Below are 21,782 nucleotides of genomic sequence, written 5' to 3'. Positions count from 1 at the left end.
AACGAAGATGGAAGTTACAGGAAAAATTAAAATGCTTGGGGATGCTAAAAATGTAGGAAACGGTAGTTTCTTAAAAAGAGAGCTTGTAGTAACAACAGAAGAACAATATCCGCAACATATTTTAGTGGAATTTGTACAAGATAAATGTGATTTATTGAATAGTTTTAAAGTAGGTGAAGCGGTAAAAGTTTCTATCAATTTAAGAGGCCGCGAATGGGTAGATCCACAAGGTGTGACTAAATATTTCAATGCAATTCAAGGATGGAGAGTAGAAAGAGTTGCGGCTGATGCACCTAATGCGCAAATGCCTCCAATGCCAGCTGCCGAAGCATTTGCTCCAGCTACAAATTTAAACGAAGAAGAAGCAGACGATTTGCCATTTTAATCATTTGATTTTTATTCATAATAGTTAACACCCCGACAGTTATAATAGCTGTCGGGTTTATTTTTTAATAAAGAATGTATTATTTAACTGCAGCACTATTCTTTCCTCCAGTTTCTCAGACTAATGCTGCGGGTATTCTCGCTCTTGGAGGAGACTTGTCGCCAGAGCGTTTGAGGCTTGCTTATAAAAGTGGAATTTTTCCATGGTTTGAAGATGGAGAGCCCATTACATGGTGGTCCCCTAATCCCAGAATGGTTTTGTTTTTGGATGAATTGATTGTTTCTAAGAGTATGCGTAACATACTCAATAGAAATATGTTCAAGGTTACGTTCAACCAGAATTTTAGAACCGTAATCTCTAATTGTCAAAACATAAAACGCGAGGGTCAAAACGGGACTTGGATTACCAATGATATGATTGAAGCTTATTGTAAACTACACGAATTAGGTAGTGCTAAATCAGTAGAGGTTTGGCAAAACGAAAAATTAGTAGGCGGACTTTATGGTATCGATTTAGGTCATGTTTTCTGTGGAGAAAGTATGTTTTCTACAGTTTCCAATGCTTCAAAAGTAGCTTTCATCGCTTTGGTAAACGAATTAATGAAAGCCAATTATCAATTATTAGATTGTCAGGTGTATAATCCGCATCTCGAAAGTCTGGGTTGTAGAGAAATTGAAAGAGGTGATTTTATGGAAATATTAAAAAGGCAACCGTTTTAAAACTTCAGTTTAGTAAAACTCCAATCTAAAGTATTGTAAAGCACCAATTCATTTTCTAAAGTAGGTAATTCCAGAATCAGTTTCAACGTTTCATGCGCCATCATAGTTCCGATAATTCCTGGAAGCGTACCCAATACACCATTCGAATTACAATTGGGAACGTCTTTTGGATTTGGTGGTTCTGGGAATAAATCACGTAGATTTTTAGTTCCATTATGGTTGAAAACGGCCATTTGTCCCTCAAATTTCAAAATGCTGCCATATATTAATGATTTTCCTAGTTTTACGCAGGTGTCATTTAACAGATAACGGGTTTCAAAATTATCACAGCCATCAACAATTACATCAAAATCCATGATGATTTGTGCGGCGTTTTCAACGGTTAATTTTTCTTCAAAAGCAACAATATGAATCAATGGATTTAACGTTTCTAAAACACATTTGGCTGTAAGTGCTTTTGATTTCCCAACGTGCTGCTCCATATATAAAATTTGACGGTGCAAGTTGTGCAATTCTATGGTGTCAAAATCCACAATTCCTATGGTTCCCACTCCAGCGGTTGCCATATAGTGTAAAATTGGACAACCCAATCCGCCTGCGCCAAGTACTAAAACTTTGGCTTTCTTGAGTTTTTCCTGCCCCGAATCGCCTATTTCCGGCAACATCATCTGGCGGTTGTAGCGTAAAAAATCTTGAATGATACTCATTTTTTTAGTCTTAAAGTTGAAAGTCATAAAGTTGAAAGTCAAAAGAAGATAAAAAGTAAGTTGAGTTCTTTCGACATTAAGACTTTATGACATTTGATTGTATATTTTATCCCAATCTTTCCAAACGGGTTCGTATCCTTTGCTGGAAATAACTTTTGCAATCTCGGCAGCAGATCGTTCATCACTGATTTCAAATTGCTCCAAGGATTGTGGATCAACTGCATAACCGCCAGGATTAGTTTTAGAACCGGCACTCATACTGGTGATACCAATTGCAATACTATTATCTCGAAATTTTTCGTTCTCTCGGGTAGACATAGAGATTTCTAAATCTTCATTCCACAAGCGATAGGCACAAATGAGTTGGGTCAAATCAGCATCCTCCATGATAAAATTAGGCGCAATAACTCCTTCCGCCGGTCGTAATCTGGGGAAAGAAACGGCGTATTTAGTTTGCCAATAGGTTTTCTGTAAATAATCCAAATGCAAGGCATTAAAAAAACTGTCCGTGCGCCAATCTTCCAATCCTAATAAAACACCCAATCCTATTTTATGAATTCCTGCAGTCCCTACTCTGTCTGGTGTTTCTAAACGAAAATCAAAATTGGATTTTTTTCCTTTGGTATGATACTGTTTGTAAACATCACGATGGTAGCTTTCCTGATATACTAAAATCGAATAGACACCGCCTTCATGTAATTGCACGTATTCTTCTGTTGACAAAGGTTGTACTTCGGCTGAAATGGTTGAAAAATTATTTTTTATTTGTGCAATTGCCTTTAGAAAATAATGAATGTTTACGGTATGATTTGCTTCGCCAGTCACTAGTAAAACATGATCGAATCCCGCTTTTTTCAAGACCTCGATTTCTAGCGTGATTTCATTTTCGGTAAGCGTTTTTCGTTTGATTTTGTTATCTAAACTAAAACCACAATAGGTACAAATATTTTGGCATTCGTTGCTTAAATACAAAGGAGCATACATCTGAATTGTTTTGCCAAATCTTTTTTGGGTTAATTTCTGTGCCAGCTGTGCCATTTGCTCTAAATAAGGGAGGGCAGCCGGTGAAATCAATGCCAAAAAATCATCTAGATTGCGTTTGCTTTTGGCCAAAGCCTGTTCGACTTCTAAGGAAGTAGTACTGTATATTTTAGATTTAATAGTATCCCAATCGTAATTGTCAAAAACCGCTTTAAATGTTTTCATTGTTTATGTTGGTTATTTAGTGATCATCATTTTTGGTGTTCAGTTTCGGCTTCCTCTCCTTTGGAGGGGGTTGGGGAGAGGATTACTCATACAAAAACGCTGTCAAAGGACTTGAGGCCATTGCACGATTTGCTTTTTGCGCTAATTGCGCTTCGAAGGCTTTTCGACCTGCAATAACGGCTTCTCTAAAAGCTTCGGCCATTAATATAGGGTTTCCGGCAACGGCAATGGCTGTGTTTACCAAAACAGCATCAGCCCCAAGTTCCATCGCTTTTGCAGCATCGGATGGTGCGCCAATGCCGGCATCAACAATTACGGGAACTCTACTTTGTTCGATAATAATTTCCAAAAAATCGATAGTTTTTAATCCTTTGTTACTGCCAATTGGTGAACCCAAAGGCATCACCGCCGAAGTCCCTGCGTCTTCTAGTCGTTTACACAAAACGGGATCCGCATGGATATAAGGCAAAACGATAAATCCTAATTTGGCTAATGCCTCTGTAGCTTTTAAGGTTTCGATCGCATCGGGCATCAAATATTTTGGATCGGGATGAATTTCCAGTTTAAGCCAATTGGTTTCTAATGCCTCCCGAGCTAATTGTGCTGCCAAAATGGCTTCTTTAGCATTTCGAGCGCCAGAAGTATTGGGTAACAAATTAATCAGCGGATGTTTCAAATGGGATAAAAGAGCATCGGTTTCGGTTTCTAAATCCACACGTTTTAATGCGACGGTTACTAACTCGCTTCCAGAGGCTAAAATGGCTTCTTCCATCTGTTGATTGGAACCAAATTTCCCTGTGCCTAAAAATAAGCGGGATTGAAAGGTTTTGTCTCCTATTTTAAATGGTACCATATAAGTTGTCGTTAAGTTGATTGATAAGTTGGAATGGATTTTCGGTTTGCGTAATCAAACCAGAAACGGCAATACCATAAATTCCGGTTTCCATTAAGCTCTCTACATTTTCTAGTGTGATGCCTCCAATGGCATAAATGGGAATTTGAATATTTTTTGTTTTCATTTGTTTGATAATCGAACGATAGCCTTCCAATCCTAAAATTGGACTTAAATTTTGTTTGGTAGTTGTGAATTGGTATGGACCCAGACCAATATAATCACAGTTTTCGGCTGTTCTTTGGAGTACTTCATCAAAAGTATTTGCAGTTCCTCCAATGATTTTTGTTTTTCCTAAAAGTACTCGGGCTTCTTCGACCTTCATGTCACTCAAACCCAAATGGACTCCATCAGCATCCAATTGTTTCGCTAAATGGACATTGTCATTGATGATAAAAGTCGCCAAATATTCTTTGCATAACATTTTTACGGCTTCCGCTAAAATGAAGGCATCATCTGAATAATTTTTTTTGAACCGCAATTGTATCCAATCACAACCATTATCCAACGCTTTGTGGATGTTATATAATTGTTCTTCGACTGTGTTTCCCTGCGAAATGTAGTGTAACCTATTATGCATGATGGTATCCTAATTTAGTTGGGTTGGATTCTAAGTACGTTTCTATATATTTTTTGGCATTGATGCAAGCTGTTTTTAGGTCTTGTTCCAGAGCTAAATTGGCTGTAATAGCGGATGCTAATACGCAACCGGAACCATGTTTTTCGAAAACTAAAGTATTATTTGGCTTAAGCCTAAAGATTTCCTTACTGGTATATAAATAATCAATGCCTATTGCTGCAGGATTATGACCGCCTTTTAGTAACACGGCGCAGTGTTTTGAAAGGGTTATCGCAATTCTTTCTGCATTAATTTCTTCAGAAGACAGTTGTACAATTTCATTATAATTGGGTGTAATCAAATCAATTTCTCGGAGTATTTCAATTAAACTGTTCTGGTTTTCGAGGATTAAAAAATTGAAATTGGTCGTCGATTTTAAAACGGTATCCCAAATTATTTTTGTTTTTGGCGAAAGCTTTTTTATCAAAAAAACAATTTCTTTTAAGTAGTCGAGTGAAGGAACAATTCCAATTTTTACTGCTTTGATAGTATAGTTTTTAAACAATTTGTCTAGTGATCTCAATACAAAAGCTTGGTCAGTCCAGTGCATTTCGAAGAACTCCCTTTCGGTTTGAATGGTGTTGCCTGTATTCAATGCAAAACCATAGACGTGATGTTGCTCGAATGTTTTGATGTCTGCCAAAACCCCTGCACCTCCAGACGGATCAAAGCCTGCAATTGTTAATACGTAAGGTCTGTTTTCTGACATAGTTTAAAATTTTTGACTGGATGTTTACTGTTCCAAATGGTACCTAAAAGCGCCACAGCATCAAAACCATATACTAATGCGGTTTTGATTCTCTCAGAGGTAATTCCACCTATTGCAATCAATGCAGTTGTGTTATTCTTTCTGTGTTCCAATTCTTTTTTAAAATCAATAGCCGAAGCGTACTTTGTTTTAGAAATACTTTCGAAAACCGGTCCAAAAAGAGCGTAATCAAAAACAGTGGATAGTTGTTCAAAATCAGCCATGTTATGGACGGAAGTGGAGAGTGAAAATCCTTTTTCTTTCCATTTTTTTAAACTTTCCTCGGATGTTTCGATTCTCCTTTTTTCTGTAAAATGAATGCGATGTATTCCAGATGTCGAAGCCAGTTGATGATGACTGTTTAAAACCAAATTTTTTCTATAATCCGATTTTATTTCCGATATGAAAGCTTTCATTTCTGCTGTACAAAATTTTGGTTTCCGAATGTGAAGCAACTCCAGTCCATTATCGAAAAGTGAATGAATAGTGCTGATTTCATTACGGATAGGAATTGGATTTGTGATTACGATCATAGTCTTTTCTCTTTCTTCTTTCCTCTATTTTTTAGATATAAATTTCCTTTCCACTTTTTACAAATTCTTGCGACTTCTCTTGCATCCCTTTTTCAGCTTCTGCAACATCACGGATTTCCTGCGAGATTTTCATTGAGCAGAATTTGGGTCCACACATCGAGCAGAAATGAGCCACTTTGGCACCATCTGCCGGCAAGGTTTCATCATGGAATTCACGGGCTGTATCAGGATCTAATGACAAGTTGAATTGGTCTTCCCAACGGAATTCAAAGCGCGCTTTGCTCAAGGCATTGTCACGGTATTGCGATCCCGGATGACCTTTGGCCAAATCAGCGGCATGAGCCGAAATCTTATACGTGATAACACCGTCTTTAACGTCTTTTTTGTTGGGTAAACCGAGGTGTTCTTTTGGTGTCACGTAGCATAACATCGCACAACCGTACCAACCTATCATTGCAGCACCAATGGCGGAAGTGATGTGGTCATAGCCCGGGGCAATATCCGTTGTCAATGGGCCTAAAGTATAAAAAGGAGCTTCGTCACAGTGTTCCAGTTGCTTGTCCATATTTTCTTTAATTAGGTGCATCGGTACATGACCGGGACCTTCAATAAATACCTGAACATCGTGTTTCCAAGCAATTTTTGTCAGCTCACCAAGTGTTTCCAATTCGGCAAATTGAGCTGCATCATTTGCATCGGCAATAGAACCAGGGCGTAAACCATCTCCTAATGAAAAGGCTACGTCATACTGTTTCATGATTTCGCAAATCTCCTCGAAATGAGTGTAAAGGAAATTTTCTTTGTGGTGAAACAAACACCATTTTGCCATGATAGAACCACCACGGGAAACAATTCCGGTAACGCGGTCAGCAGTTAAATGGATGTAACGCAATAAAACACCGGCATGAATAGTGAAATAAGAAACACCCTGTTCTGCTTGTTCGATTAACGTATCACGATAGACTTCCCAAGTCAAATCTTCAGCAACTCCATTTACTTTTTCCAAAGCTTGGTAGATAGGCACGGTTCCAATTGGCACGGGAGAATTTCGAATAATCCATTCTCTGGTTTCGTGAATGTTTTTACCTGTTGATAAATCCATAATCGTGTCAGCTCCCCAACGGCAAGCCCAAACTGCTTTTTCCACTTCTTCTTCGATCGTTGAGGTTACGGCGCTGTTCCCAATGTTCGCATTAATTTTCACCAAGAAGTTGCGTCCCACAATCATCGGTTCACTTTCTGGATGGTTAATGTTATTTGGGATAATGGCGCGGCCTCTGGCTACTTCACTGCGGACAAATTCAGGTGTGATCTTGGATTTTGGCGTGTTGGCGCCAAAACTGTTTCCGCCGTGTTGGCATTGCATCGCCTTGGTTTGGTCGTTTATCAGCTCCAAGCGTTGGTTTTCACGAATGGCGATGTATTCCATTTCGGGCGTGATAATTCCCTGTTTTGCATAATACAATTGAGATACGTTGGCTCCTTTTTTGGCCCGCATGGGTTTGTGCAAATATTCAAAACGCAATTCGTTCAATTTTTCGTCATTCAAACGTTTTTTTCCATATTCGGAAGAGATTTCAGTCAGTTCTTCTACATCATTTCGGTCTTGAATCCATTGTTCCCGAATGCGGGGCAAACCTTTTCGAATGTCAATTTCAATATTTGGGTCGGTGAAGGGACCGGAAGTATCGTAAACGGTTACCGGAGGATTTTTTTCTATTCTGCCGTTTGACATTTTAGTATCAGCCAATGCAATTTCTCGCATCGCTACTTTTATGGGATGAAGGATTCCGTCTACGTAAATTTTTGTAGAGTTTGGGAAAGGAGTTCTTGAAATTTTTTCTTCGTTATTCATTTGTTTGAATTTTATATTTTAGGAGTGTTCGCCTTCTGCTAGGGATAGTAATGGAAAGCCCGTAAAGTGGAAAGCCACATAAAACAAGGATGAGTGAAGCGACCGTAAGGAAGCTTAGACTAAGATTATGTTTTATAGGATTGCAACTGCGGACTTGAAATGGATAGCCCGCCCGAGCAGCCCAATTAGCCTCCTTGAGTTGCGGAGATGATGAGAATGTCGTCGGTTTCTTGTATGGGATGGGAATTCCAGTTGGATTTTGGAATCACGGTATTGTTAATGGCTACGGCGATTCCTTTTTGTTTGATGGGAATTTCCAAGTCAAGAAGTGCCTGAACAGTTAGACTGTCAGTTGTAAATTGTTTCGTTTGATTGTTGATTTTAAGCTCCATTCCTTTTGAATTTAGTATACAGTTATACTTTAGGAATGGCTACAAGGGTACATAAATGTACTAGGAAGTCATCTTACTTTTCCCTACGCTAGTATGAACTAGATCAGGTTCAGAGGGTAATTCTCAGCCTACAATATTGTAGACACCCCTAAAGTGTGGAGCAAAAATAGGATATTATTTAATACGAGATTCTTAAATTTCGAAAAAAAATAAAACTTTTCGAACTCGTTTTGTTATTAGTTTTTAAAAAGTCACTGTTTTTTCCAGCAATCAGCTACGTGATCATCAACCATTCCAGTGGCTTGCATGTGCGCATAAACCACTGTAGAACCTACGAATTTAAACCCACGTTTTTTCAAATCTTTACTGATTGCGTCCGAAAGTGGAGTAGTGGCAGGAACTTCTTTTAGCGATTGTCGATTGTTATTTATTGGTTTTCCATCGGTGAATTCCCAAATGTATTTACTGAAACTACCAAATTCTTCTTGTACTTTCATAAAGGCAACTGCATTTGAAACTGCCGATCTGATTTTTAATTGATTGCGAATGATTCCAGCGTTTTGCAACAATTCCTCGATTTTATCTTCGGTATAAAGGGCTACTTTTTTATAGTCAAAATCATCAAAAGCTACTTTGAAGTTTTCTCTCTTTTTTAAGATGGTTATCCAACTCAATCCCGCCTGAAAGGTTTCGAGGATTAAAAACTCAAATAATTTTTGATCGTCATAAACCGGAATTCCCCATTCTTCATCATGGTATTTTTCGTAAATAGTAGTTCCAACACTCCATTTACATCTTGATTTGTCTTCCATAATTATTCTGTTTCTTCGGATAAATATTTTTTAATTAAATAGTGACCTAAATATATTAATGGAGTCAGTAAAATAGCGATTCCTAGTTTGAATGTATAGCCAATCAGTGCCGAACTTAAAAAAGTATCAAAATTGATTTTTCCGGGGAGCCAAAAAGCAATTCCTAACACAATAAAGGAATCAAATAATTGTGAAACTACTGTAGAACCGGTTGTTCGTAGCCATATTTTTCGTTCTCCTGTCCTGTTTTTGAAAAACCAGAATACGCTAACATCAATCAATTGGGAAACTAAAAATGCAATAATACTACCGGCAATAATCCACATACTTTGACCAAATACGGCATAAAACTGAGAATCATTTACAGGACTAATTCCTTTTGCCGCGGGAACAATTATGGCTAAAAGTAATATGATAAAAGCATAGCCTATTAAACAAGCCGTAATATAAGATAGTTTTTTTACACCTTTTTCTCCAAAATATTCATTGATTAAATCGGTAGTTAGAAAAACGATTGGCCAAGGTAAAATCCCAATACTCATAACGAAAGGGCCTATTTGTATCAATTTTCCACCAATCAATTCGGCGACAACAGCATTAGTGATAAAGATTCCGGCTAGGATAACGAATACAAGTTCTTTTTTGGTTTTGAACATAAAAAATAATTAGTACTCAAATTTAGTGTTTTAATTTATTTTTTAGATAATAAAAAAATCCCATCTTGTTTTTACAACAAAATGGGATTTTATATTTGTAATCAGAATTTAAAATAAATTTAGAAACCTGAAACGATTTTAGAAAGATTATCCTAAAGCAGCTCTTTTGAAACCGGTAACGATAAGATCTTTATCTAAAGATTTAGCATAAGCAGCAACGCTCATTTTATTGTCTTTAATATAATCTTGGTTTACTAAAGTATTATCTTTAAAGAAACGAGCCAATTTACCTTTAGCAATATTGTCTAACATTGCTTCAGGTTTTCCTTCTTGACGCAGGATATCTTTAGCAATTTCTATTTCTTTTGCTATAGTGTCAGCGTCAACACCAGTTTCGTCTAATGCGATAGGTGACATAGCTGCAGCTTGCATGGCAATGTTTCTTGATACTTCATCAGCACCTTCAATTTTTGCAGATAGACTAACTAAAGTAGCAATTTTGTTTCCAGAGTGAATGTAAGACCCGATGAAAGCACCTTCTAATTTTTCGAAAGTTCTTATCTCTAGTTTTTCACCGATAACTCCAGTTTGCTCGATTAATTTGTCAGCAACAGTGATTCCGTTGAAATCAGCTGCTAAAAATGCTTCTTTAGTGTCAAAATTCAATGCTAAATTAGCCATTTCAGTAGCCATTTTTACAAAGTTTTCATTCATCCCTACGAAGTCGGTTTCACAATTTAATGTGATCACAACTCCAGCAGTTTTGTCAGCATTTACAACAGCAATTGCAGCACCTTCAGTAGATTCTCTATCTGAACGATTAGCAGCTACTTTTTGTCCTTTTTTACGTAAGTTTTCGATCGCTAAATCGAAATCTCCGTCTGCTTCAACCAAAGCTTTTTTGCAGTCCATCATTCCTGCACCAGTGATTGTTCTTAATTTATTTACGTCTGCAGCAGTAATTGTTGCCATATGTATTATTTTTTAAGGTTAAAAGTAAAAAATTCCAAGTGTTAAATCCAATTTCCAATTTTATTAAATTATAAACTTTAGGTTTCTAATTTTTTATGGAGAGGAATTTAAAACTTGGAATTAAATGTTAATCTATTCTTCAGTTGCAGTTGGAGCAGCAACTTCTACAGCAGGAGCAACAACTTCTACCGCTTCAGCAGCAGGAGCAACAACTTCAGCAGTAGCTTCGCCTTCTTTGTCAGAACCTCTATCAGAAAGTCCTTCAACAATTGCAGCCGTAACTAAAGATAAAATTTTATCAATTGATTTAGAAGCATCATCGTTAGATGGGATTACAAATTCAACCTCTCTTGGGTCAGAATTGGTATCCACCATTGCGAAAACTGGAATGTTTAATTTTTGAGCTTCTTTTATTGCAATGTGTTCCGCTTTGATATCAACTACGAACAATGCAGCTGGTAGTCTAGACATGTCAGCGATTGAACCTAAGTTTTTCTCTAATTTAGCACGAAGACGATCCACTTGTAAACGCTCTTTTTTAGAAAGGGTCATGAAGGTACCATCTTTCTTCATTTTATCAATAGTAGCCATTTTTTTAACAGCTTTACGGATAGTTACGAAGTTAGTTAGCATTCCACCAGGCCATCTTTCAGTAATGTAAGGCATGTTTGCAGCTTTTGCTTTTTCAGCAACGATGTCTTTTGCTTGTTTTTTGGTAGCAACGAATAATATTTTTCTACCTGATGCAGCGATTTTTTTCAAAGCTTCATTCGCTTCTTCAATTTTTGCTGCAGTTTTATATAGATTGATAATGTGAATACCATTACGCTCCATATAAATGTAAGGAGCCATGTTTGGATCCCATTTTCTAGTCATGTGTCCGAAGTGAACACCTGCTTCTAGTAATTCTTTTACTTCTACTTTGTTTGCCATTTTGTTCTAGTTTACGTTCTGTTGATTAGCAATGCATAAATGGCGATTTCTCGGCTTTATACATTTAGATGCTAAACTATTTCCTACCTCGGTAGGAGAGCAACAACAACTGTTTTTTTTAATTTCAATAAATAATTGACAATGTCTTGTCCTATTTGAACAAGACAGGTACTATTAACGTTTAGAGAATTGGAATCTCTTACGAGCTTTCTTCTGGCCGAATTTCTTACGTTCAACCATTCTTGGATCTCTTGTCAATAAACCTTCTGGTTTCAAGATAGCTCTGTTTTCAGCATTTACTTCACACATAACGCGTGCCAATGCCATTCTTACAGCTTCTGCTTGACCAGTTGAACCACCTCCGTAAACGTTCACTTTTACGTCAAAGTTGCTTACATTTTCTGTCATAGACATCGGTTGTAACACTTTGTACTGTAAAGTTGCTGTTGGGAAATAAGTTTCGAATGGTTTTTTGTTTACAACGATTACTCCTGTTCCTTCCGAAACATAAACACGTGCAACAGCGGTTTTTCTTCTACCGATTTTGTGAATAACTCCCATTACTTAAGATCGTTAAGGTTAACTGTTCTAGGTTTTTGTGCGCCTTGTTTGTGCTCTGATCCTACAACAACATTTAAATTTCTAAAAAGTTCCGCGCCAATTTTGTTTTTTGGTAACATCCCTTTTATTGCTTTTTCTACTAGTAATGCAGGGTTTTTTGCTTGCAATACTTTAGCAGTTAAAGTTCTTTGACCTCCTGGGTAACCAGTGTGACGGATGTAAGTTTTTTCATCCATTTTGTTACCTGTAAGGTTGATTTTTTCTGAGTTGATAACGATAACGTTATCTCCGCAGTCCACGTGTGGTGTGTAACTTGGTTTGTACTTACCTCTCAAAATCATAGCGACTTTTGAAGCAAGACGACCTAAGTTATGACCATCAGCATCTACAACAATCCACTCTTTTGTAACAGTGGCTTTGCTTGCTGATTGTGTCTTGTAGCTTAATGCGTCCATAATATATTTTTAATTAAACATTCCATCCCCAATAAAGGGGTTGCAAAAGTACAATTATTTATTTTAAATACAAACACCTGTAAAAGATAATTTTAACTATATATCTATAGATTTATTTTTGGATGAAAATGCTAGATTAATTTTAATTAAAACGATGATAAATAAAGTCTTACACAAAAAAACCATCTGAATTTAGGATTCAAATGGTTTTGATAGTAAGGGAATTCAATTTTATACAATAAATATATTTGCTATTGCTACCGCTTGAGCTGTTGTCAAAGGTTCATCATAAGATTCAGAACCTGCATCCGCACCAAATAAAGCAGCTGTATTATATCCGGCTTGAACTGTAACTTCTTCACCATCATATACTGCTTGTGTTGCAGCGGGCATACCTGCTCCTCTTTGATTTCCTGAAATCCATCCTTTTAATCCTCTGAGTCTTCTTACTTCTGAGGCATGTCTGGCTTCAACAGAGTGAATCTGTAATGCAGCTGTAAGTAAATCTGGGGTAGAAATTAGATTTCCGGCCTGACCTTTATAAGCTCTTACGCCTGTGTCTTCAAAAGCTTGGGCCAAGGCAAGAAAAGTTGGGTAATCTGTAAAGGGTTTGAAAGCGCCACCAACGGTAAAATCAAAAGTAGGTTTAGGTACGAAATTTGCACTTGCAGTGCCACCCAGGCCGTTAATTAGAAACGTAACATGGCTGTTTTCATGTTTAGAAATTTGTTCAAAAACTTTTCTATCACGCCCTAAATTTTCAAGTAAAGGGATTACACCAGAATCTAATGCCATCTGATAAAATTCCTTTTCAAGATATTCTAGTGTTAAAGCAAGCTGCAAAGCCCCAATGGGTGTACTAGGAGTTGGCGAGATATCGGCCGCATATGCTGAAGTTGATACTGATGCTAATCCGAATGGAATGGCTGCTAATGCTAAGTTTTTTCCTAATGTACTGAATTGTCCTAAACTTTCTCTTCTGGAGCCCTTCGTTTGCAATATATTTTCATCTGCAAGAGATTCTATAAATTTTAATATGTTCATAATTTCTAAATTTAAAAGTTTATGGTAAATACTGTGCAGTAAAATTTGTTGTGATAAATCCACCAGCTACAGGAATTACTTGTGATGGGTTACTTGCTACGTCTAGTCCTGTAGTGACATTTATAACATCATCTCCGGCAAAATCTTTTGAATTCGGATTGATTAAACTTCTGATCGCCGAGGCGTGTCTTGCTTCAACAGAAACTATTTTTCCTGCTAATAGTAAGTAATCAGGACTTTTGATTAATTTTCCAGCGCCGTTATATGCAGCGACTCCGGTATCTTCCAAGGCTTTTGCCGTAGCTAAAACTTGTGTGCGGTTGCTGAAATTTAAGGTTCCATAATCAAAAGCTAAGGTGGGTAGTAATTGAGTGTTTGGATCCGGTAAAGCCCCTGTTAAGGCAGTCTTGAAAAACTCTCTGTGAATGACTTCATGACGATACAAATCAGTAAGAACTGCTTGATCTTGTGCTGTGAAATTCGTTGTGAATCCAGAAGCGTTTACTACTTTAGTATAAAAATCGGCTTCTAGCTGTTCTAGTGCATAAGCATAGGTTAGGACACCAAAATCTCCACCGCCTAAATCAAAAACTCCATTTCTTACTCCGGGAAACTGATTTGCTTGATCATCCTCATAATCGTCATCATTACAGCCCGCTAACAATAAACTTGTGCCCACAAGTGTGAGGCCACTAATTTTCAGGAAGCTCCTTCTGTTTGTGAAAGATGGTTTTACTTCTTGAATCGAAACTACATTTTTCATAATCTAAACATTTAAAAGGTTAATAGTTGTATTCTTTCTGATTAATGATTTAATATGTATATTTGCGATTGATGAATTAGGATTACAAATATAATAATAAAAAACCACGTCTTAGGTATTGATTTTCAATTAATTGAAATGTAAAGTTGGTTTAATTTTAATGGTTATTATTATAGAATTGTTGAAATAGTTTGTATAATTACCATATAGTCTCCTCTTCCCCTCGTTAATATTTTAAATTTATGAAAGCTAAAGCTACATTAAAACAAATAGCAAAAGAACTTAATGTTTCGGTCTCAACAGTTTCGAAAGCACTTAACGATAGTCCGGAGATTAGTGAGTTAACTAAAGTTAAAATTAAAGAATACGCAAAACTCAAAAACTACAAACCTAACGTTATTGGTCTGAATCTTAAAAACAGAAAAACAAAAACTATAGGAGTTATTATACCAAATATTCTAAATTCTTTTTTTGCTAAAGTATTTAGTGGTATCGAAAAAGTAGCAGATGAAAAAGGATACAATGTTATAATGTGTATCTCTAACGAATCGTCAGAGAAAGAGGCGCATACGCTGGAAATGCTGAGTAACGGAACGATTGATGGATTTATTGTTTCTGTTTCTGAAGAAGCCCAAAAAAATCACGATTACGACCATTTTTCGGCAATCATTAATGATGGAACCCCAATTGTTATGTTTGATCGAATTGCCGATGGTGTCGATTGTGACAAAGTAATAGTTAATGATTTTGATTCAGCATTAAATTCTACCCAACATTTAATTGATTTAGGGTGTAAAAATATTGCCTTGTTATCCTCTATTGATAATCTAAGTGTTGGAAAACTAAGAGTCGAGGGGTATCTAAAAGCATTAAATAATAATAATATTTCAGTTAATAATGATATTATTTTAAGAACGGACTCCGAAGAGGATTTAAAAGATAAAATCGAAAAAGTTTTTGAAAATAAAATAGATGGCATTTTTGCTTTGGAAGAAAATGATTCTGTTGCCGCTTTACGTATTGCACTTAAAAAAGGATATAAAGTGCCTGAGGATATTTCAATTATTGGTTTTGCCGATGGGATTCTTGCTTCCCGTAGATTGTCTCCCAGTTTAACGACGGTAAGTCAGCACGGAATCGAAATAGGAGAAGTAGCCGCTAAATTGCTTATCGACAGGTTAGAATCTAAAGAAGAGCATGTTCCTTATGAAACCGTTGTCATTAAAACTAAATTGAAAGAAAGAGAGTCAACAAGAAAATTGTAGCAACTCATTTTCTATAACTACAAAAAAATCTCTAATCGTTTTTGAACGATTAGAGATTTTTTTTTGGATAGAATAAAAGATAATTTTAATGCGCTTCCAGCCAGTCTTTTCCTGCTCCTAAATCAACGTCTAAAGGAACTGCAAGTGTGAAGGCATGTTCCATTTCGTGTTTAATCATTGGTTTGATTTTTTCGAGTTCCGAATTGTGTACATCGAAAACAAGCTCATCGTGAACCTGCAACAGCATTTTACTTTTCCAGCTTTCAGATGTGAGTTTTTGATGAATGTTAATCATCGCAATTTTGATGATATCAGCAGCGCTTCCTTGTATCGGGGCGTTGACCGCGTTTCGTTCTGCACCGCCACGAACAATGGCGTTTTGTGAGTTGATATCTTTTAAATAGCGGCGACGCCCAAGGATTGTTTGCACATATCCGTTCTCTCTTGCAAAATCTATTTGTTCCTGAATGTAAGATTTTAATCTTGGATAGGTTTGATAATACGCCTCAATTAAATCAGCGCTCTCTTTGCGAGATAAGTTCGTTTGATTGCTCAATCCAAAAGCCGAAACCCCATATATAATTCCGAAATTTACCGTTTTGGCATGACTTCGTTGCTCGCGGGTCACTTCTTCCAATGGAACATTAAATACTTTTGAAGCAGTAGATTTGTGAATGTCTTCATGATTTTGGAAGGCGGCAATCATGTTTTCTTCCCCGCTTAGAGCAGCAATAATTCGCAATTCTATCTGAGAATAATCGGCAGAAACAATAGTGTGATTTTCATCTCGGGCTACAAATGCTTTCCGGATCTGTCTTCCTCTTTCAGTACGGATCGGAATATTCTGCAAGTTGGGATTGTTCGAACTCAGGCGTCCAGTTGCTGCCACGGTTTGCATGTAATCAGTGTGAATGCGCTGGGTAATTTTATCTACTTGATTGGGTAGTGCGTCAACATACGTGTTTTGTAACTTAATCAATTGTCGCCAATCCAGAATGTCTTTTACTATAGGATTATCAGTAGCTAAATAACTCAAGATTTCTTCTCCAGTAGCATATTGTCCTGTTTTGGTTTTCTTTTGTTTAGCCCCGCCAATTTTTAATTTGTCAAATAAAACAGCACCCAATTGTTTTGGGGAGGCTAAATTGAATTTCTCGCCAGCAGTTTCAAATATGTTTGCTTCTAGAATTTTGATATCATCATCTAATGTTTTTGACAGTGATTTTAAGAAATCAACATCCACGCGAATGCCTTCTTTTTCCATATCTGCCAAAACGTTTACCAGTGGGATTTCGATTTCCTCAAAAAGTTTTTTGGTTCCAGTTTTGTCTAATTCTAAAGTAAAAATTTCCCTAAGTTGTAAGGTTACATCAGCATCTTCAACGGCATACTCTTTAATTTCTTCTAGTTCAACATCACGCATTGATTTCTGGTTTTTTCCTTTTTTACCAATTAAAGTTTCAATGGATTGGGGCGAATATTTTAAATACGTTTCCGATAAAATATCCATATTATGACGCATATCTGGATTGATCAGATAATGGGCAATCATGGTATCGAATAATTTTCCTTTAACGGTAACATTGTAATTGGACAGAATTTTCAAATCATATTTTAAATTTTGCCCTATTTTTTCAATATTTTCATTTTCGAAGAAAGGAATGAATTTCTCGATTAAAGTTTGTGCTTCTTGTTGGTTTTCGGGAAAAGGAATGTAAAATCCTTTTCCTTTTTCATACGAAAAAGAGATTCCTACCAATTCAGCATGTAAAGCATCTAGTCCAGTGGTTTCGGTATCAAAACATACCGATGATTGGTTTTGTAAGTTTTGCAATAGTAATTTTAACCCTAAATCTCCTTGGATTATCTGGTATGAATGAGCAGTGTTTTCTAAATTATTATAAAATTGATGGCGCGCTTCATCAGATGAATCGTCCTGAATGGCACTTCCAAAAAGGTCGAACTGTTCTTCGTTTTTAGGGGCAGTTTTTTTGTGTAATTTTGTTTCGTCGATGGTAGTACTGCCTGCTGGGGTAATCCCTTTTTTAAATATGGCATCAAATTGTTCCGCCATTCTTCGAAATTCCAATTCGTTGAAAAGGGCATCCGTTTTTTCGACATCAGGAGTTGATAATTCATAATCTTTCTCATCAAAAATAACGGGGCAATCCAGTAAAATTGTAGCCAGAGTTTTAGACAACAACCCTTTGTCTTTATTGGCTTCAATATTTTCTCTCATTTTTCCTTTTAGCTTATCCGTATTGGCTAAAAGATTTTCCATGGTTCCAAATTCTTTCAAAAGTTTCTTAGCGGTTACTTCGCCTACACCAGGTAGCCCTGGGATATTATCGGCAGCATCACCCATCATTCCTAAAAAGTCGATTACTTGATCTGGTCTTTCAATATCAAATTTGGCTAGAACTTCCGGAATTCCCCAGATTTCTATTCCGTTACCCATTCGAGCAGGTTTGTACATGAAAATATTTTCGGAAACCAGTTGTGCAAAATCTTTATCAGGTGTAACCATAAAAACCTTATAATTTTCTTTTTCGGCTTGTTTTGCAATAGTCCCAATTAAGTCGTCTGCTTCATAGCCCTTGACTTCAATTATAGGAATGTGCATGGCTTTAAGTAAATCTTGGATATAAGGAATGGCAATTTTTATAGCTTCAGGTGTAGCATCACGGTGGGCTTTATATTCAGGAAATATTTCATTTCTAAGTTGGCTTCCACCATTGTCAAAAGCAACAGCTAAATGATCTGGTTTCTCTCTTTTAATAACATCCATTAAAGAATTCATAAATCCCATAATGGCGGATGTGTCCATTCCTTTAGAATTGATTCTTGGATTTTTTATGAAAGCGTAATATCCTCGAAAGATTAACGCATAGGCATCTAAAAGAAAGAGGCGTTTTTGTTGTGACATAAATTGGGATTTTGATAAAGTTTTCAAAAGTACAAAACTTGCCAGATAAAGGAGTGAAGGAATCAAATATTTCTTTTGAAGGTTTTTTTTAACCAAATTAAGAGAAAAAAGGGGCTACACTTAATGTAAACGACTTTAAGCAATCCATCTCTCTAATCTTATAAACAGGAAAATAATTACAAATGAAAACAGATGTACTTTTAGGATGTTTAAAACTGTAAGATTATAAACATATTAACCTAAAAACAGCCATTTTTATCGACTAAAAACATATTTAACCGATAAAAGGATTAAATTTGAATTATAGTACTGTTGTTAATACCAGTATTTGTCTCCAATCATTTAATTTATTTATTATGAAAAAACATTACTTTGCTAAAAGGGTAGTTCAAGCCTGTTTGTTATTTTGTATGACAATAACGACAAACATGTTTGGGCAAGTAGGAATTGGTACGACTGCGCCTCATGCCAGTTCAATATTGGATGTGTCCTCCACAACCCAAGGGATGTTGACACCAAGGATGACCACAGCAGAAAGAATTGCTATAGTTTCTCCAGCAGATGGCTTAATGGTGTATGATACCACTTTAAAGTCTTTTTATCACTTCAATTCAACCTTATCCCTATGGAATGTTTTAAATAGTGGTACAAGTGACCGATTAAAATTTAAACGTATAAAATCTACTGATGTTTTAGCTACCGTTTTAGCAGCAGAGAAAGCAGCTGGAGGAAATACTAAATATCTTTTGGATGTGAGTACGTATTATGAAATAAATGGAGCTATAACACTAGATTTACCAATAGACTTAAATAACTCCTATGTTTCTGGTTTGGATGCAAATGAAGATAAGTTGATCAGAACTTCAGGAAATCTTTTTGATGGAGCCTCAGGAGGAAGTATTAGAAATGTAACAATTCAAGTTACAGGAGGAGGAAAAGCCTTTAATTTAAGTGGTACGGCAGCACAAAATCTGATTCTTAGAGATGCTATCGTGGGAGGGTGTTCTAACGTAGGTAGTGTAACTGGATTTGGATTGGTATTTGTAAGTATTGTTCAATTTGTAGGGAACGCTTCAGGAATCACGTATGATAGTATTAGTAAATTATTGATAAGTAATGTAGCTTGGTTTAGTAATAATTCAGGGACTTATGAAAAATTACAAGGAACCTTTGGGTTAGTACAAAAACAAGGTGGTTTCAGTGAGGTGACGGGAACATCTATTGGATTTGACGTTTCATCTAATCCAACTATAACTGGGGATGCTGTTATGGAGACAGTAGTGTTTACAGGTACAGTAACGTCTGGGAAGTATGTAAGCGGCTACACTACCGGGAGTTATTCGGGGTATAATTTTAACAATAGCTGGAATGTCCGTAGTGCCGGTATACCCAACGAGACAGATGCTACCGCTGTGGGAGAGTTTTCTGTCGATTATCCAGTTGGTTCTGGTGCTGGAACAAATTTTAATACGGCTAATCCAAGTAATATTATAAAAGTACAAGGGGTCTCGGCTTCAACAAATTTATTTAGATTTTCTACCTCAGGCTTAAACAATCGACTTACATATTTAGGAAAAAAGAAACGATTTTTTCAAGTAACGGGTTCTATATCTTTTCAAGTTACAAATCCAGGCACGTATATTATTTATATAGCCAAAAACACTGCTGTTGTTACTCAATACAAGATTTATGGGCGTGGTACTGTTGCCAGTGATATAGTGGTATTACCATTAAACGCTTTAGTAGAGTTGAATACCAATGATTATGTAGAAGTATATGCGCAACGTTATTCCTCTACGATGCTTACAGATAGTATGATAACTCCTAACATGACATTGGTTATAAAATAGTAATAATTATCATTCAAAAAACAGCATTAATTATCACACTAATTAATGCTGTTTATTGAATTATAATTTACCATTACACTATTTAATTTATATTATTTAAAAGAGGATGTGGGTTTATAATAGGACGGTCAAGAGTTAAATTTTAATTAATTAGAATCTGTTTTAATTAATTGTTTTGTTATTTTGTGTAAAATTTTTTTAAAATGATCTTCCGTATCGTATTTCTTTCTTTAATCCTTCTTATTGTTGAACTATATACTTTTCAAGTACTGAAAACTTTGATAAAATCAAGACCAGTATTATTTTCAATTCAGCTAGCAAGCCTACTCGTTTTAATATACATTGTTTATTCTTTGATGCAGTTTGACCGAAGTAAGGGTCAGACCAAAGAAATGATGGTTGTTATGGGGCTGTTATTGATAGTTTATGTTCCAAAATTAATTTTAACTCTTGTATTAATAGGAGAAGATATTTTTAGGTTAGCAACTGGAACCGTTAAATTCTTTGTTAATTATGACAAAGGTTCAGATTTTTTGAATTCCAGAAGAAAATTTGTTAGTCAAATAGGGTTGGGATTAGCGGCAGTTCCCTTTTTATCTTTAATTTACGGAGTGACTATAGGAAAATACAATTATAAAGTAATCAAGCAACAGATTTTTTTTCCTGATTTACCGGATGCTTTCGATGGTTTTACTATTACTCAAATATCAGATGTTCACAGCGGAAGTTTTGATAATCCGGATAAAATTAATTATGCGATTGATTTAGTTAATGAGCAAAATTCGGATCTTATCTTATTTACGGGTGATATTGTGAACACTGACGCGAAGGAAATGCACCCGTGGATAGAGACATTCAATAGGATTAAAAAACACGATTATGGTAAATATTCCGTACTGGGGAATCACGATTATGGTGAATACATTACATGGCCAACAGAAGCAGCAAAAGAGGCCAATTTTAAAGCTATAAAAAATTTGTATGGGGAAATAGGCTTTAATTTATTATTGAATGAACATACATTTATTGAAAAGGGAGATGCTAAAATTGCATTGGTAGGCGTCGAAAACTGGGGACATAACTTCAAACAGGCAGGAGATTTAACTAAAGCTTCAGGGCAGTTAAAGAAAGAAGATTTCAAGATTTTGATGAGTCATGATCCCTCGCACTGGGAGCATGTAGTGCAACATGACGATAAACATTATCACCTCACACTTTCCGGTCATACACATGGAATGCAATTTGGTATTGAAATCCCAGGTTATTTCAAATGGAGTTTAGCGCAATATGTTTACAAACAATGGGCTGGATTATATGAAAACCTCGGAAGATACGTTTATGTAAATAGAGGATTTGGATTTCATGCATATCCAGGCAGAGTAGGTATTATGCCGGAAATAACAGTCATTGAACTAAAAAAAGGTGTTAATGTGGCTGAATACGTTTAAAATGCTACATTTGTAAAATAAATATCTCTTTTTAGTGAATT

At 36.1% G+C, this 21,782-nt stretch carries 22 protein-coding genes and 1 riboswitch; of the genes, 5 read left to right on the top strand and 17 right to left on the bottom strand.

Annotated elements, in window-relative coordinates; translation table 11 throughout:
- The first annotated feature begins 7 nt into the window (after positions 1 to 7).
- Together ACNQF9_RS02725 and aat are read left to right on the top strand one after the other, a co-directional pair.
- Positions 8 to 385: a DUF3127 domain-containing protein gene (locus tag ACNQF9_RS02725; protein WP_416856237.1), complete on the top strand. Its 378-nt coding sequence runs from the start codon at positions 8 to 10 to the stop codon at positions 383 to 385.
- Positions 386 to 459: 74 nt separating this feature from the next.
- Positions 460 to 1,104, top strand: a complete 645-nt coding sequence (gene aat / locus ACNQF9_RS02720; RefSeq protein WP_417958718.1) for a leucyl/phenylalanyl-tRNA--protein transferase — start codon at positions 460 to 462, stop codon at positions 1,102 to 1,104.
- On the opposite strand, the gene ACNQF9_RS02715 is transcribed toward aat, so the two are convergent.
- From ACNQF9_RS02715 to ACNQF9_RS02640, 16 genes are all read right to left on the bottom strand, one after another.
- Positions 1,101 to 1,811 (bottom strand): HesA/MoeB/ThiF family protein, encoded by a 711-nt coding sequence (locus ACNQF9_RS02715; RefSeq protein WP_417958717.1) that lies wholly within the window; start codon positions 1,809 to 1,811, stop codon positions 1,101 to 1,103. The two genes, aat and ACNQF9_RS02715, sit on opposite strands and share 4 nt — an antisense overlap.
- Before the next feature lie 84 nt (positions 1,812 to 1,895).
- Positions 1,896 to 3,017 carry a 2-iminoacetate synthase ThiH gene (gene thiH / locus ACNQF9_RS02710; RefSeq protein WP_417958716.1) on the bottom strand — a complete coding sequence of 374 codons (1,122 nt, stop codon included), beginning with the start codon at positions 3,015 to 3,017 and terminating at the stop codon, positions 1,896 to 1,898.
- Positions 3,018 to 3,099: 82 nt separating this feature from the next.
- The gene (locus ACNQF9_RS02705) at positions 3,100 to 3,870 is read right to left on the bottom strand and encodes a thiazole synthase (RefSeq protein WP_417958715.1); all 771 of its coding nucleotides are present in this window, start codon (positions 3,868 to 3,870) and stop codon (positions 3,100 to 3,102) included.
- Entirely contained in the window at positions 3,857 to 4,489 is a 633-nt protein-coding gene (locus ACNQF9_RS02700; RefSeq protein WP_417958714.1) for a thiamine phosphate synthase, read from the bottom strand. Before ACNQF9_RS02700 ends, ACNQF9_RS02705 begins: the two co-directional genes overlap by 14 nt.
- Positions 4,482 to 5,237, bottom strand: a complete 756-nt coding sequence (locus ACNQF9_RS02695) for a hydroxymethylpyrimidine/phosphomethylpyrimidine kinase (RefSeq protein WP_417958713.1) — start codon at positions 5,235 to 5,237, stop codon at positions 4,482 to 4,484. Before ACNQF9_RS02695 ends, ACNQF9_RS02700 begins: the two co-directional genes overlap by 8 nt.
- On the bottom strand, positions 5,210 to 5,809 hold the full coding sequence (locus tag ACNQF9_RS02690) for a thiamine phosphate synthase (protein WP_417958712.1): 600 nt from the start codon (positions 5,807 to 5,809) through the stop codon (positions 5,210 to 5,212). Before ACNQF9_RS02690 ends, ACNQF9_RS02695 begins: the two co-directional genes overlap by 28 nt.
- Positions 5,810 to 5,840: 31 nt before the next feature.
- Positions 5,841 to 7,664 carry a phosphomethylpyrimidine synthase ThiC gene (thiC, locus tag ACNQF9_RS02685; RefSeq protein WP_417958711.1) on the bottom strand — a complete coding sequence of 608 codons (1,824 nt, stop codon included), beginning with the start codon at positions 7,662 to 7,664 and terminating at the stop codon, positions 5,841 to 5,843.
- A gap of 185 nt (positions 7,665 to 7,849) precedes the next feature.
- The gene (gene thiS / locus ACNQF9_RS02680; RefSeq protein ID WP_417958710.1) at positions 7,850 to 8,056 is read right to left on the bottom strand and encodes a sulfur carrier protein ThiS; all 207 of its coding nucleotides are present in this window, start codon (positions 8,054 to 8,056) and stop codon (positions 7,850 to 7,852) included.
- Positions 8,057 to 8,119: 63 nt separating this feature from the next.
- Positions 8,120 to 8,216: riboswitch (TPP riboswitch) on the bottom strand.
- 91 nt (positions 8,217 to 8,307) lie between these two features.
- A complete protein-coding gene (locus tag ACNQF9_RS02675; RefSeq protein WP_417958709.1) occupies positions 8,308 to 8,868 on the bottom strand; it encodes a DNA-3-methyladenine glycosylase I in 561 nt (186 codons plus the stop codon).
- 2 nt (positions 8,869 to 8,870) lie between these two features.
- On the bottom strand, positions 8,871 to 9,524 hold the full coding sequence (locus tag ACNQF9_RS02670) for a queuosine precursor transporter (protein ID WP_417958708.1): 654 nt from the start codon (positions 9,522 to 9,524) through the stop codon (positions 8,871 to 8,873).
- Between the two features lie 147 nt (positions 9,525 to 9,671).
- Positions 9,672 to 10,496 (bottom strand): translation elongation factor Ts, encoded by an 825-nt coding sequence (gene tsf, locus ACNQF9_RS02665; protein ID WP_417958707.1) that lies wholly within the window; start codon positions 10,494 to 10,496, stop codon positions 9,672 to 9,674.
- Positions 10,497 to 10,628: 132 nt separating this feature from the next.
- A complete protein-coding gene (gene rpsB, locus ACNQF9_RS02660; RefSeq protein WP_417958706.1) occupies positions 10,629 to 11,429 on the bottom strand; it encodes a 30S ribosomal protein S2 in 801 nt (266 codons plus the stop codon).
- 174 nt (positions 11,430 to 11,603) lie between these two features.
- Complete coding sequence (gene rpsI, locus ACNQF9_RS02655; RefSeq protein ID WP_073204671.1) at positions 11,604 to 11,990, bottom strand: 30S ribosomal protein S9; 387 nt, start codon at positions 11,988 to 11,990, stop codon at positions 11,604 to 11,606.
- A complete protein-coding gene (rplM, locus tag ACNQF9_RS02650) occupies positions 11,990 to 12,445 on the bottom strand; it encodes a 50S ribosomal protein L13 (RefSeq protein ID WP_091202984.1) in 456 nt (151 codons plus the stop codon). Before rplM ends, rpsI begins: the two co-directional genes overlap by 1 nt.
- Positions 12,446 to 12,676: 231 nt before the next feature.
- Complete coding sequence (locus ACNQF9_RS02645) at positions 12,677 to 13,489, bottom strand: ferritin-like domain-containing protein (RefSeq protein ID WP_417958705.1); 813 nt, start codon at positions 13,487 to 13,489, stop codon at positions 12,677 to 12,679.
- Positions 13,490 to 13,508: 19 nt separating this feature from the next.
- Complete coding sequence (locus tag ACNQF9_RS02640; RefSeq protein ID WP_417958704.1) at positions 13,509 to 14,252, bottom strand: ferritin-like domain-containing protein; 744 nt, start codon at positions 14,250 to 14,252, stop codon at positions 13,509 to 13,511.
- A 242-nt stretch (positions 14,253 to 14,494) separates the two neighbouring features.
- Between ACNQF9_RS02640 and ACNQF9_RS02635 the strand changes: the two genes are divergently transcribed.
- The gene (locus ACNQF9_RS02635) at positions 14,495 to 15,517 is read left to right on the top strand and encodes a LacI family DNA-binding transcriptional regulator (protein ID WP_417958703.1); all 1,023 of its coding nucleotides are present in this window, start codon (positions 14,495 to 14,497) and stop codon (positions 15,515 to 15,517) included.
- Between the two features lie 85 nt (positions 15,518 to 15,602).
- On the opposite strand, the gene polA is transcribed toward ACNQF9_RS02635, so the two are convergent.
- A complete protein-coding gene (polA, locus tag ACNQF9_RS02630; RefSeq protein WP_417958702.1) occupies positions 15,603 to 18,443 on the bottom strand; it encodes a DNA polymerase I in 2,841 nt (946 codons plus the stop codon).
- A gap of 356 nt (positions 18,444 to 18,799) precedes the next feature.
- On the opposite strand from polA, the gene ACNQF9_RS02625 reads away from it, so the two are divergent.
- Positions 18,800 to 20,293: a hypothetical protein gene (locus ACNQF9_RS02625; protein ID WP_417958701.1), complete on the top strand. Its 1,494-nt coding sequence runs from the start codon at positions 18,800 to 18,802 to the stop codon at positions 20,291 to 20,293.
- A gap of 203 nt (positions 20,294 to 20,496) precedes the next feature.
- Positions 20,497 to 21,741 (top strand): metallophosphoesterase, encoded by a 1,245-nt coding sequence (locus ACNQF9_RS02620; protein WP_417958700.1) that lies wholly within the window; start codon positions 20,497 to 20,499, stop codon positions 21,739 to 21,741.
- Positions 21,742 to 21,782 lie beyond the last annotated feature (41 nt).

It is taken from the genome of Flavobacterium amylolyticum (assembly GCF_048284335.1).
Taxonomy (GTDB): domain Bacteria; phylum Bacteroidota; class Bacteroidia; order Flavobacteriales; family Flavobacteriaceae; genus Flavobacterium.
Note: the sequence above shows the minus strand (reverse complement) of the source record. Positions and strands in the feature narration are given on the sequence as shown.

What these genes read in the sequence shown, in the direction of transcription:
- ACNQF9_RS02725 (WP_416856237.1), top strand. Translation starts at nt 8, where the DNA reads ATGGAAGTTACAGGAAAAATTAAAATGCTTGGGGATGCTAAAAATGTA.
- aat (WP_417958718.1), top strand. Translation starts at nt 460, where the DNA reads ATGTATTATTTAACTGCAGCACTATTCTTTCCTCCAGTTTCTCAGACT.
- ACNQF9_RS02715 (WP_417958717.1), bottom strand. Translation starts at nt 1,811, where the DNA reads ATGAGTATCATTCAAGATTTTTTACGCTACAACCGCCAGATGATGTTG.
- thiH (WP_417958716.1), bottom strand. Translation starts at nt 3,017, where the DNA reads ATGAAAACATTTAAAGCGGTTTTTGACAATTACGATTGGGATACTATT.
- ACNQF9_RS02705 (WP_417958715.1), bottom strand. Translation starts at nt 3,870, where the DNA reads ATGGTACCATTTAAAATAGGAGACAAAACCTTTCAATCCCGCTTATTT.
- ACNQF9_RS02700 (WP_417958714.1), bottom strand. Translation starts at nt 4,489, where the DNA reads ATGCATAATAGGTTACACTACATTTCGCAGGGAAACACAGTCGAAGAA.
- ACNQF9_RS02695 (WP_417958713.1), bottom strand. Translation starts at nt 5,237, where the DNA reads ATGTCAGAAAACAGACCTTACGTATTAACAATTGCAGGCTTTGATCCG.
- ACNQF9_RS02690 (WP_417958712.1), bottom strand. Translation starts at nt 5,809, where the DNA reads ATGATCGTAATCACAAATCCAATTCCTATCCGTAATGAAATCAGCACT.
- thiC (WP_417958711.1), bottom strand. Translation starts at nt 7,664, where the DNA reads ATGAATAACGAAGAAAAAATTTCAAGAACTCCTTTCCCAAACTCTACA.
- thiS (WP_417958710.1), bottom strand. Translation starts at nt 8,056, where the DNA reads ATGGAGCTTAAAATCAACAATCAAACGAAACAATTTACAACTGACAGT.
- ACNQF9_RS02675 (WP_417958709.1), bottom strand. Translation starts at nt 8,868, where the DNA reads ATGGAAGACAAATCAAGATGTAAATGGAGTGTTGGAACTACTATTTAC.
- ACNQF9_RS02670 (WP_417958708.1), bottom strand. Translation starts at nt 9,524, where the DNA reads ATGTTCAAAACCAAAAAAGAACTTGTATTCGTTATCCTAGCCGGAATC.
- tsf (WP_417958707.1), bottom strand. Translation starts at nt 10,496, where the DNA reads ATGGCAACAATTACTGCTGCAGACGTAAATAAATTAAGAACAATCACT.
- rpsB (WP_417958706.1), bottom strand. Translation starts at nt 11,429, where the DNA reads ATGGCAAACAAAGTAGAAGTAAAAGAATTACTAGAAGCAGGTGTTCAC.
- rpsI (WP_073204671.1), bottom strand. Translation starts at nt 11,990, where the DNA reads ATGGGAGTTATTCACAAAATCGGTAGAAGAAAAACCGCTGTTGCACGT.
- rplM (WP_091202984.1), bottom strand. Translation starts at nt 12,445, where the DNA reads ATGGACGCATTAAGCTACAAGACACAATCAGCAAGCAAAGCCACTGTT.
- ACNQF9_RS02645 (WP_417958705.1), bottom strand. Translation starts at nt 13,489, where the DNA reads ATGAACATATTAAAATTTATAGAATCTCTTGCAGATGAAAATATATTG.
- ACNQF9_RS02640 (WP_417958704.1), bottom strand. Translation starts at nt 14,252, where the DNA reads ATGAAAAATGTAGTTTCGATTCAAGAAGTAAAACCATCTTTCACAAAC.
- ACNQF9_RS02635 (WP_417958703.1), top strand. Translation starts at nt 14,495, where the DNA reads ATGAAAGCTAAAGCTACATTAAAACAAATAGCAAAAGAACTTAATGTT.
- polA (WP_417958702.1), bottom strand. Translation starts at nt 18,443, where the DNA reads ATGTCACAACAAAAACGCCTCTTTCTTTTAGATGCCTATGCGTTAATC.
- ACNQF9_RS02625 (WP_417958701.1), top strand. Translation starts at nt 18,800, where the DNA reads ATGAAAAAACATTACTTTGCTAAAAGGGTAGTTCAAGCCTGTTTGTTA.
- ACNQF9_RS02620 (WP_417958700.1), top strand. Translation starts at nt 20,497, where the DNA reads ATGATCTTCCGTATCGTATTTCTTTCTTTAATCCTTCTTATTGTTGAA.